General features: G+C 44.2%; 14 protein-coding genes and 1 pseudogene. 1 reads left to right on the top strand and 14 read right to left on the bottom strand.

Going from position 1 to position 10,173, the window contains the following annotated elements:
- Window positions 1-1,747, bottom strand: a 1,747-nt coding sequence (locus AC1DUA_RS16425; RefSeq protein ID WP_477500788.1) for a PAS domain S-box protein, incomplete at its 3' end; no start/stop codon positions are given.
- A gap of 287 nt (window positions 1,748-2,034) precedes the next feature.
- Here AC1DUA_RS16425 and AC1DUA_RS16420 point away from each other — a divergent pair.
- Window positions 2,035-2,901 carry an SDR family oxidoreductase gene (locus AC1DUA_RS16420; protein ID WP_477500787.1) on the top strand — a complete coding sequence of 289 codons (867 nt, stop codon included), beginning with the start codon at window positions 2,035-2,037 and terminating at the stop codon, window positions 2,899-2,901.
- Between the two features lie 86 nt (window positions 2,902-2,987).
- On the opposite strand, the gene AC1DUA_RS16415 is transcribed toward AC1DUA_RS16420, so the two are convergent.
- The 13 genes and pseudogenes from AC1DUA_RS16415 to AC1DUA_RS16355 all read right to left on the bottom strand — a co-directional run bounded on the left by AC1DUA_RS16415 (window position 2,988) and on the right by AC1DUA_RS16355 (window position 10,013).
- On the bottom strand, window positions 2,988-3,683 hold the full coding sequence (locus AC1DUA_RS16415) for a DUF421 domain-containing protein (protein WP_477500786.1): 696 nt from the start codon (window positions 3,681-3,683) through the stop codon (window positions 2,988-2,990).
- A 34-nt stretch (window positions 3,684-3,717) separates the two neighbouring features.
- Window positions 3,718-4,440: a PIG-L family deacetylase gene (locus AC1DUA_RS16410; RefSeq protein ID WP_477500785.1), complete on the bottom strand. Its 723-nt coding sequence runs from the start codon at window positions 4,438-4,440 to the stop codon at window positions 3,718-3,720.
- On the bottom strand, window positions 4,437-4,748 hold the full coding sequence (locus tag AC1DUA_RS16405; RefSeq protein WP_477500784.1) for a DUF1806 family protein: 312 nt from the start codon (window positions 4,746-4,748) through the stop codon (window positions 4,437-4,439). The genes AC1DUA_RS16410 and AC1DUA_RS16405 overlap by 4 nt, the downstream gene beginning before the upstream one ends.
- A 113-nt stretch (window positions 4,749-4,861) precedes the next feature.
- Entirely contained in the window at window positions 4,862-5,287 is a 426-nt protein-coding gene (locus AC1DUA_RS16400; RefSeq protein ID WP_477500783.1) for an NUDIX hydrolase, read from the bottom strand.
- 104 nt (window positions 5,288-5,391) lie between these two features.
- A complete protein-coding gene (locus tag AC1DUA_RS16395; RefSeq protein WP_477500782.1) occupies window positions 5,392-5,781 on the bottom strand; it encodes a hypothetical protein in 390 nt (129 codons plus the stop codon).
- An 11-nt stretch (window positions 5,782-5,792) separates the two neighbouring features.
- A complete protein-coding gene (locus AC1DUA_RS16390; protein WP_477500789.1) occupies window positions 5,793-6,020 on the bottom strand; it encodes a hypothetical protein in 228 nt (75 codons plus the stop codon).
- A gap of 24 nt (window positions 6,021-6,044) precedes the next feature.
- Window positions 6,045-6,152 (bottom strand): annotated as a pseudogene (locus tag AC1DUA_RS16385) (hypothetical protein); the annotation flags it as partial.
- Window positions 6,145-6,342, bottom strand: a complete 198-nt coding sequence (locus tag AC1DUA_RS16380) for a DUF5808 domain-containing protein (protein WP_477500781.1) — start codon at window positions 6,340-6,342, stop codon at window positions 6,145-6,147. The pseudogene AC1DUA_RS16385 and the gene AC1DUA_RS16380, both read right to left, overlap by 8 nt.
- Window positions 6,343-6,438: 96 nt before the next feature.
- Window positions 6,439-6,834, bottom strand: a complete 396-nt coding sequence (locus tag AC1DUA_RS16375; protein ID WP_477500780.1) for a VOC family protein — start codon at window positions 6,832-6,834, stop codon at window positions 6,439-6,441.
- Between the two features lie 246 nt (window positions 6,835-7,080).
- Complete coding sequence (locus tag AC1DUA_RS16370; RefSeq protein ID WP_477500779.1) at window positions 7,081-7,413, bottom strand: hypothetical protein; 333 nt, start codon at window positions 7,411-7,413, stop codon at window positions 7,081-7,083.
- A gap of 6 nt (window positions 7,414-7,419) precedes the next feature.
- Window positions 7,420-7,851 carry an SHOCT-like domain-containing protein gene (locus tag AC1DUA_RS16365; protein ID WP_477500778.1) on the bottom strand — a complete coding sequence of 144 codons (432 nt, stop codon included), beginning with the start codon at window positions 7,849-7,851 and terminating at the stop codon, window positions 7,420-7,422.
- A 13-nt stretch (window positions 7,852-7,864) separates the two neighbouring features.
- Window positions 7,865-8,230, bottom strand: a complete 366-nt coding sequence (locus AC1DUA_RS16360) for a DUF2089 family protein (protein ID WP_477500777.1) — start codon at window positions 8,228-8,230, stop codon at window positions 7,865-7,867.
- A 250-nt stretch (window positions 8,231-8,480) separates the two neighbouring features.
- Window positions 8,481-10,013, bottom strand: a complete 1,533-nt coding sequence (locus tag AC1DUA_RS16355; RefSeq protein ID WP_477500776.1) for a peptidase G2 autoproteolytic cleavage domain-containing protein — start codon at window positions 10,011-10,013, stop codon at window positions 8,481-8,483.
- Between the last annotated feature and the right edge of the window lie 160 nt (window positions 10,014-10,173).

The raw sequence follows: 10,173 nt of genomic DNA, 5'->3' as shown, positions 1-10,173 counted from the left end.
CATCTATCCAGGGCATTTGTATATCCATAAAAATGATATCATACGGATAACGTTTGACAGCATCTACAGCTTCTTTTCCATTTTGGACTAGGGTCGCTTTGTGCCCGAGCTTGTCTATCATTTTCTTAATGACAAGTTGATTTACTTCATTGTCTTCTGCAATTAGAATTTTCAAAGATTGTTCCGTTGAACTTTCGGCCAAGCCATCCTGTTCGCGCCACATATCATCTTGCGATGAGCCTGAAAGATCCGATGGAAGCCGAAAACTGGCTGTGAACAAGAAAGTTGATCCTGTTTGATCGGTGGAAGCTTCATGCCAGATTTGACCATCCATAAGCTCAACGAGCTTTTTACAAATCGCTAATCCCAAACCCGTCCCTTCTGTTTTCCGAGTCATGAAATGATCTACTTGATAAAAAGGTTCAAATAAATGAACAACCTGATCTTTCGGAACACCAATGCCTGTATCCCTGATTGCAAATTGAAGGCGCACCTTGCTCTGTTCTTGCGACACAGCTTCAACGCTGATCGAAATCGCTCCGTTAGGGGTGAATTTTATGGCATTGCTGAGTAAATTCATCAAAACTTGTCTTAACTTAGTCACATCTCCATGAACCAGGTTAGGAACCTTTGGACAGACCGATGTAGTGATCTCCAGGTTTTTCTCAAGAGCTTTGGACATAAACATGTAAAGCGTTTCTGATAAAATAGTCCTAACAATCAAAGGTTCTTCCATTAATTCCGTCTTGCCGGATTCAATCTTGGAGAAATCCAGAATATCGTTGATAATCATGAGCAGCGTGTCGCCGCTCTTTTTAATGATTTGGACATACTCGATCTGCTCTTCATCCAATTCCGTCTCCAACAGTACATCCGTCATACCAATAACCCCGTTCATAGGCGTACGGATTTCATGACTCATCATGGCTAAAAACTCGCTTTTAGCTTTATTCGTTTTCTCGGCCGCTTCTTTCTCAATGATCAACTTCTTTTGTTCCGTCATGTCTTTCGCTATGATGTAAAAACCCATCGTTTGTGTTTGGATGATGATTGGAGCTAGCGTTACCAACACTTCAACAGAATGACCACTCTTGTGTTGAATGAAAGAGACGTCTTTTTCAACTCTTTCGATATCTACATGATTGTTTAAAGCCAAAAGCAACTGGGTTGAATTTACTTCACCAATTAATTTGGACATTCCACTGCCGATTAACTCCTCGATGAGATAGCCAGTCATCTGCTGCACCATCTTATTGCCATTTATAATAATGCCGTCCAAACCAAAAGATATAATCGCATCGTGGTTGTATTTCTTTAGCGACGTATACCGTTCAATACTTTCCTGCAGCTTTAGTTCCGCTAGCTTGTTCTTAGTTACATCGATAAATTGTGCTATAAAATACAAGGGCTGCCCTTCATGATCATCACGGACTAATGAAACATGTACAGAGGTCCACACGATACTGCCATTTTTATTCATGTACCGATTTTCTAAATCAAATGAAGGAATGACACCATCAGATAGTTCTGTTAATAAACCCATGGTGTTGCTGCTATCTTCAGGATGTCGGATATCGTCTAGTGTAAAGTTCATGAATTCTTCTTCCGAATAGCCGAAAATTCTGTAAACTGCCGGATTAACATGCAAYCATTTTCGGTCCATGGAGATTAAAGCGATCCCAATCGGAGCATTTTGATATATATGTCTAAATAAAACTTGGGGGTCAAAAAACTTCAAATCCTGCATCCACGCATTCCTCCTTTTGAATTAACGCGATAGCAACCTCTTGCTTTTCTTTAGGCAATTACGTTTATTTTACCATAAAAATAGTACCTGCCCGTTAACTTACTGGACTCTTCCATACCTAACAACTTCCCCTGTTGCATCCAAGACCCAATATAGCTGCAGTTTCGTTCGATGAAAAACCTGGTTATAAGACCCTGTAAGGGTATCACTACCGATTGAAGTATGATTTGCCGACCATTGCACTATCCTAACTAAAAATTTGTTAAGCATGGAAGGAGCCCTTAAAAATGGCAACAACACAACCGAAACCATTATTTCCGCCCCAGCATCAAAATCAACAGCCAGGCATCGAATCGCAAATGAACCCGCGGCCCGAGTTTGACAACACCACTTACAAGGCTGCAGGCAAATTGAAGGACAAAGTCGCGCTAATTACCGGAGGCGACAGCGGTATTGGACGCGCCATTGCGCTGGCCTATGCGAAGGAAGGCGCAGATGTCGTACTTGTCTACCTCAATGAACATGGCGATGCAGAGGAAACCAAGCATCACGTCGAGAATGCTGGTCGCAAATGCCTGCATATCGCAGGCGATATTAGCGACGAAAGTTTTTGTGAGCAACTTATGAATCAAGCGGTGCAACAATTCGGCAAACTCGACATTCTCGTGAACAATGCCGCCGAACAGCACCCGCAGAAAAGCATTGAGGATATTACAAGCGAGCAGTTGGAGAGAACATTTCGAACGAACATCTTCTCATTCTTTTACTTAACGAAAGCGGCCATGAAGCATTTGAAAGCTGGCAGCGCCATCATTAACACCGCTTCGATCACAGCGTATCACGGGCATGAGGAGCTACTTGATTATTCTGCTACGAAAGGAGCTATCGTGTCGTTCACCCGATCACTATCTCTTCAGCTACATGCCAAAGGCATTCGTGTTAACGCGGTTGCACCGGGTCCAATCTGGACACCGCTCATTCCTTCTACGTTCATGGAGAAGGAAGTTGCTACCTTTGGTTCAACAACGCCGATGAAACGCGCTGGTCAACCAAGCGAACTTGCTGCGAGCTACGTCTTCCTAGCGAGCGAAGATTCATCTTATATGGCCGGTCAAGTGCTGCATGTTAATGGCGGTACGATCGTTAACGGTTAAGCTGGGTGCTGCTTGCTCCCCGTTCCCGTTTTGTCATTTATAAACAAGCCTACAGCTTTTTTTGCTGCAGGCTTGTTTTTTTGCAATTATGCTTTCTTCACTTCTTTAAGCTGATAATACAGACCGCTCGAATCCGACCATTCTGCGAAAAGCACCTGCTCATGATGGGGAATTCCGCTAAGTTGCAAGAGCTGTTCCACCCAAATCCTATCTAGCCCGAAGCGCTTCAATGTATCTTCATTGATGCTGCCGTTTTCAATGATGTAGGCGGGAAGGCTGACGCTGCCCTGTTGATCTTTTGCATTCCCGTTGATTTCTTCCGGGTCCTTCTGACGCAGTACGCTGATGCTGCCGTTCGTCTCGAACAAGGCATAAGCCACTTCCCGCAGTGAGAAAATATTATTTTCCCGAAGCAGCATGCCCAACTGGGCGAAATCAAGATTATTGCGCTTCATCGCCTTGAAATCAACTAAGCCGTCCCGGATTATCAGATCGGGCGTTCCCGCGGCGTATCGGGACAGTCTGGGGAATCGCGCGATAAACTTTTCCAGCCCAAGCGCTAGAAGCGTCCAGATAATTAAAGCAAAAAGCAGATGGCTAAGATGAATTTCATCATCATAAATCGTATTGCCGACCAATTCACTGAGCATTAAAGAGGAAACGAAATCAAAGGCGGTTAATTGCGAGATCTCTTTTTTTCCCAGCAGTCTGGTCATGATCAAAAGACCTATCAACGCGACGGTAAGCTTGACTCCGATACTTACATAGAGATTGGCATCCACCTTCATCCTTCCTTTCGGAGTATACATGCAAGATTTATATATGATGGCTAAACAAATCATCGAGATTTTTTGCCGAAGACTCCCTATCCGCTTTCAAAAAGTACTCATGTTTACCGAATCTCGCTTTTGCCTCATGATCCGGCAGCCAYACCCATTCGTCAATTTCGGTTTGGCACCGGTGGGCACGAAATGCCGCAAGCTTAGCATCCAGGTGAGCATGCACATCGATTTTGACTACATCCTTATGGGAATAGCCGTATCGTTCTGGACGCTCCATTGCATCACCAAACGTTATAAAATATAAGGCGCCCCGCTGCCCAGTCCTCTGAAAAGCTGCCGTCGTTGCCTTCCCAATTGCACAATGATCTGGGTGTCCACCCAGCTTTTCATGAAACGTCAGCACGACATCTGGATCAATTTCGTGGATGAGATCCGCAATACGTKTTGTCAAACTATGCTCATCGATAAACTCAACCGTCTTGTCGCGGATATCCAAAAAAAGGAGTTGCCGTATTCCCAAATGGTCGCAGGCATTCCGTAGTTCTATTTCACGTGCTGCTGCCATCGATTCACGGTTGAGATAAGGCGGATTGCCCATGCGTCGCCCCATTTCTCCACRCGTCGCGCTCACTAACGTTATGTCGACCTCTTCACTTGCGTATTTGGCCAGTGTGCCTCCACAAATAAATGACTCATCGTCGGGATGAGCAAACACTGCGAGCAGCTTTTTCAATGGTGCATTATGGCTATTGTTCATTCTGGAAACGGCTCCTTTCCAATGTGCAGTGCAACATTCATCCGACCTCTGTCATCATAACCAGCCAACAAAAGACGACTGTTCGCATCAATCTCATAGTGCGTAAGCGCCTCCATCCGAAGCCAGCCATGGCCATCAAATCGGAGAGCAGCACGAAATGGACCTTCCCCCGCTATAAAGGCATGAGTAACCTTGACCTTGAAATTGCGTACAAATACAAATGAAGTTGCTTCACTGTGAATATAAACATCAGTCCCAATGAAGGTTTGAAGCCGGGCTTCTACTTTCGAGCTGATAATTTTGATCATCGCTTGGATTCTCTTTTCTGAAAGAATTTATATTAAACTGCAATATAATCGTATCACAGCTCATTAATCAAATGAAAGAATTGGGTCGTTTTCGTCAGATTCGAGTTCGTACTCTAGCAATCCTTAAGCGGAATAGAGAAATCAACATAAAAAGGCTGATGTTCTTCACTCAAACAAAGTTCAATTCTTTGCTTAAAATTCCCCCAATTTACCATTTCTAATGCGGTTTCGATTGGAAAAAATCCTACTTCTAAAGACTCGGCGCTAGTTGTTAATTCGCCTCCGACAGGTCTACCTAGAAATAAAGTATTACAAATGCTAGCGCTCACATTTTGAAAAATGCCACAAAACTTTGTCACTTCGATATCTATACCGCTCTCTTCCTTTGTTTCCCTTATCGCTGCATCTTTCAATGACTCCCCTTCTTCAACTTGCCCTCCTGGCATCTCCCATCCTCGTTTAGGTCCTTTTATCAATAGGATTTCGTTACGCTCATTAACTACGATTGCTGCCGCAGAAACGATATGCTTTGGAGCCACTTCATCGACCTCCCATATTAATTTAATAACTCTAGATTACCATTAATTTCTCTATGAATGAATACTGCCTATGAAAAGGAAGAGCTGCCGACTGTAAATCTGTTCTAAAACATCCCTTCTATATGTTTGTTGTAATACATAAGGTTCGGATACGCTTTCTCCGCCCAGCTCTTCGGCGCTTGGTATAGCTCGTCAGGAAAGGCGCTTACAGCAACTGGTAATGTGACACCTTTGACGCTGAAAAAGGGATATTTATTCTCCCAATAAAGACGCGCTGAAGAGATTGGCGTGTTCGTCAGCCAATAGAGCGTAATATTGTCAAGAACATCGTCTCGCGAGAGACCTCCTGGCTTTCCATCAAACGCATTTGCTATGAGTTCCAAGCTCTTCGCATCATGGTCAAGCATGAATGCCGCCAAACCTACAGGCGAATCTGCTAGTCCAGTCAACGTCTGTGGACGTGAACCCATCATTTGCGAATAGGCAAGCTGCATGTTGAAGAACTCTAGCTGCTCACACGCGTGTTTCTCATTGCTTTTTCAATGTCAGCCGGCACTGCACCAGGCATATTGGTATGAAGACCAATCAATCCCTTGAGCTTTTGTACGCCCATCAAATCAGCGATAATAGCCCCCCAATCGCCGCCTTGCGCCACATAATTCGTATATCCCAATCGATTCATTAGTCCACCGTAGGCCGTGGGATTCGTAAGCGGGTCAATAATTTTCAACATCTCGATAATCGATCCTGGCCAGCCATGCATAAGAATGATCGGTAAAGCTTCTTCATTTCTAACATAAATCAGGCCCTCAACTGGTGCTGGGGACCTTAGCTCGTCTATAAAGCTATATTTCCACTCATACACGCCAAGCAATAAATACAATAATCACAAGAACTAAAATCCATGAAATTGGATGTGCCCAGTTGAATGTGAAGCCAATTCCAAATACTTTGGGAATAAAAAGATTAGAATCTTCACTGTTGAAATAGAAAAAAGCACCATGTTTTTTTCTATATGCTTCAATTTCTTCTTTTGTCCATTTTCTTTTTGACATCCTTAAGTCCCCTTCTTATATTTTACATATTAAACCGAACTCATCGAATTATGAATCAAATCTGAGTCCAATACTCTCTCCGCTATTCATAATTCATTACATCAACTGCGCAATCTCCCACAAGTGACCATCTGGATCGGCAAAGCAAGCAGTACGCCGGCCCCATGGGCGCGTTATCGGCCCATTCAACATCTTAACGCCAAGCACTTCCAGCTCATCGCATACCTGATCTACATCTGGCACCTGGATTGTGAACTGGAACCGGGCGCCTACTCCGCCATTACCAACCTGCGCCGGCTCTATCAATTCGCGAGCATTTGATTGATTTAACAGATTGATGCAGGTATTGCCATAATCGAACACCGCACAGTTTTCGTCTTCATATATGATTGCAAGTTTGAACGTCTCTTGGTAGAATGTCTTCGACCGATGCAAATCTTCCACAAACAATGTGATTTCGGTAATTTTGTTCACCCAGCTAGCTGTCGCCATCCACATTCAACTCCATTTACATTATTTTCATTCCTATTTGGATCATACGAATTGCCCGATCCATTGTCAATGCTAGTATAGAGGTTATGCCCGTCAGCCTTGGCCTTCATCCGCGAAACTCGCAATACCTTAGGATAACTGCACAAAAAACAAGCCTACAGCTTATTCGCTGCAGGCTTTATATCCGTTCCTTATTTAACAAAGTAAAAATTCTGCTCACATCNTCCCCGTTCATTCATCATACGCCTACAATTTGATCAAAACTTCCGTGCCGTCCTGAGCCTGGACATCGACCAGCACTGTCCCTTTGTAACGTTGCAACTCTTTGATGAGCTGCCTGATCGCTTGCTTCGTGTTCCGGTTTTCGAGAATCGACAGCGCCAGTTCAATCCCGAACCGGCTGCTGTCCGAATCGAAATCATACTTCTGGCTCTCATGTCCGCCATACTTGTTCAGCCAATCTTTCATTATGCGCCGGACTAAATTAGAAGTCAGAATACCGCTCCCCATACGCAATACGGAATAGGGTACCGGAATCGTAAAAGCATGGTCTTTGCTCTTAACCTTAACGATCATCATGACCCATTACTCAATCACTACGGTGATGGTATCGTCTTCACCGGAGCGGATGTCAATGATTTGCCCATCAAGCTCGTTCTCGATTGCATCGATCAGCAGGTCAATATTAATATCCTTCACATATTTCGCAGCCTGCGGAATATTGGACGCGATGCTGTGCCCAGCAGCTAGAACTGCCTTTACTAGTTTAATCGGCAAATTGATGTTGACGTTATCGTTTACTTGCGATTTTACGCGTATTTTCAACGTCTTGTCTAAATAACCACCGGATGCCGATGATAGTTTCTTCGAATAGTCAGCTTTCCCCAGTACCTGCACGACTTGTGATGTCTGAGCTGTCTGCTTCTCCTTTAGCGCGTTAATTAACTCCGAAGCCTTGTCTGAATCAATTTTACCCTCCTGCATCATGGACAGCACTTTGCTGATTTCTTCTTTCATTGTTTCTTCCTCCTTATTCATCCTTTAACATTTTGACTGCTTCATCCGCGGTGATTTCACCATTCTCCAGCATGGAAATGACCTTCTTCTCATCGACATCCGTCTTCTTCCGCGTATCATATCCCAGGGCAGCAATGATGTCATTGAGCTTGCCGCGCACCGTCGGGTAAGATATGCCGAGTTCTTTCTCAACTTCCTTAATATTGCCCCTATTCACAAGAAACGTGATCACAAAATGGAGCTGTTCGGGCGAGAGTAGAGCTAGCTTTGATAATTCAAATGTATTCTCAATTGTCGTCCGGCAATGCCCACATTCTAGCTTGACGGCATGCAGCGGATGGTCACATACAGGACACTGTGTTAAAATGGGATATTTCATGCTCTACTCCTTTCTTTTTTTTCATTATAATTCAAGACATTCAATTTGTAAATTGAATAATTCAATAAAATTAATATTATAATTAATTTTATTAATTTAAAATTCAATAAAACTAATTTTCTTGAATATCCCCTTTTAAAAATGATGATATCATGGTTTCGAAGAACAACGTTTTAATAGTTCCTTATTTTATATGTAAAAAGCTGCAGCACTTTGTCTACAGCCTATGAAGCCTTAATTAACCTAACGCTCACCCCAACTGAACAGGCTGAACCAAAACCAATATTTGATTCGGTCCCGTACGCTTCATAACCCGATACCCTGTGTTTGAAAGAGTAGCAATACCATCATTATTAGGCTTACAATATCCTTTGGGATGGCATGTCCCGTCGTCTCGAACAAGAATTTGTCCTAATAAACCTACAGCAACCCATTCCTGCCTCATCGACCTTGCCCTATAGACTTGCGCGGAATCATACTTGGGATCAATAAGCGGACGGGTTTCCATACGTTCGGGAATAATGACTATTCCTTCTTTATTGAATACTGCGGGTATAAGGACTTTTTGCATCAGTACCCTACCCCATTCATCCGTCATAAATTTGTCCTTCCATCTTAACTCTCCACTATTGGCCAAAAAAGAAGGGTTTGCACTCGTTATGCCTAACAGAAAGTCATCATTCGAATTCGCTTTTCGTATTCGATCCCCTTCTCCATCCAAAGTCACCATGTAACCAACATCTATAGGCTGGCCATCGATAGTTTCAAACATCTCTGCGAAGTCAGCACCACCTCCGAACCAACCGATATCCGCATAACCCTTCCCATTATTAGTGCCTGAACCAATGATTTTCGCCGCCAAATTGTTTCCTGTACCATCATCATTGAGACCATTAGCTAAAAACCAGGAAAAATCAGTGTCCGCTTTTCCGGTTGTACCCATAATATGGGCACCCATATGTCCATTGGTACTTGTCTGAATTCCTTCAGCATGGGAAGCAGTTCCGCTTGACGTTGTTAAAATCCCCTCTGCATGAGCATTTAACCCGCTTGCTATGGTACCAGCGCCTTCCGCATGGGAGACTGGTCCACTTGCTTGAGTGCCATTTCCTTCGGCATGGGAAGCTACACCGCTTGCTATCGTAGAACTCCCTTCGGCATGCGAAGCTTCTCCACTGGCAGTAGTTCCTTCTCCTTCGGCATGGGAAGCCACTGCGCTCGCTGTTGTACCTTGACCTTCTGCATGTGATGCAATCCCACTCGCTGCTGTAGTAAAACCTTCCGCATGTGATGACCTTCCACTGGCCGTAGTCAACCTTCCTTCTGAATGCGAAGCTAAGGCACTGGCAGTTGTATTAAACCCTTCCGCATGGGAAGCGTCCCCAATTGCTCTTGCAATTTGTCCTTCTGCATGGCCAGCGAAACCGCTTGCTGTTGACTCGGCACCTTCGGCATGGGAAGCATCCCCACTTGCTATGACAACTACCCCTTCTACGTGAGCAGCCAAACCACTTGCTATATTTCCAAGACCTTCTGCATGTGAAGAATTTCCGCTTGCTTGATTAGGGAAAGGTCTGCCAATAGAATCCACCCCTCCACCTTCAACATGGGCGGCTCTCCCGCTTGCTATATTACCTTCACCTTCCGCATGCGCATATATGCCTGTTACTGTGGTTTTTGTTTGCGTCCCCTCTGTGTGAGAGGCTAAGCCATAAGCAACTGTTGTATAGCCTTCGGCATGAGAAGCGAACCCAATAGATTTCGTGGAAGATCCCTCTGCCAATGAACAAGGTCCCACAGATTGTGTATTGCAACCAGGAGTAAACGGCGGACCAGGTGGACMTTGTGCTCCTCTTGGTCCTCGAGGTCCCGCTGGCCCTGGAGGACAAGGACAACATTTTCCTTTATTTTTTTCCTTTTCTTTATGTGACATAAGCCACCTC

The sequence above is a fragment of the Paenibacillus sp. 01T422 genome (assembly GCF_056398785.1).
The sequence above is the reverse complement of the archived record's forward strand: the minus strand, read 5'-3'. Positions and strand labels throughout refer to the sequence as shown.